Source organism: Winogradskyella poriferorum (genome assembly GCF_050618035.1).
Lineage (GTDB): Bacteria > Bacteroidota > Bacteroidia > Flavobacteriales > Flavobacteriaceae > Winogradskyella > Winogradskyella poriferorum_A.
In genome coordinates this window covers 1-242 of the sequence record NZ_JBODPY010000091.1, presented here as the reverse complement: position 1 = coordinate 242, position 242 = coordinate 1, and the positions used below count along the sequence as shown (strand labels likewise).

The 242-nt window shown below is 28.9% G+C and carries 1 protein-coding gene; it reads left to right on the top strand.

The window, feature by feature from the left end:
* The coding region (locus ACRHOC_RS15040) for a hypothetical protein (protein WP_431159429.1) at nt 1-235 on the top strand (235 nt) is incomplete at its 5' end.
* Nucleotides 236-242 lie beyond the last annotated feature (7 nt).

Here is a 242-nt window from a genome sequence, read left to right as displayed (position 1 = left end):
CTATCCAGCATTAGCCAATGCTATAATAGTTTTTCTAGTGTTACTTTTAGTCCTATTCTTGAATAAAGAAGTAGTGATCGATATAGTAAATAAGCTTACCAACTTTGAAGCAAAAAATAGTATTCCTGTTAAGAATAGATTAATAACTTTGGGAATTTCCATTTTATTTATCGTTTTGATCATTAGTGTTGATTCATTGATTGAATACTGGCACGGTGCGAGTAAAAAAAAATAATCGAATA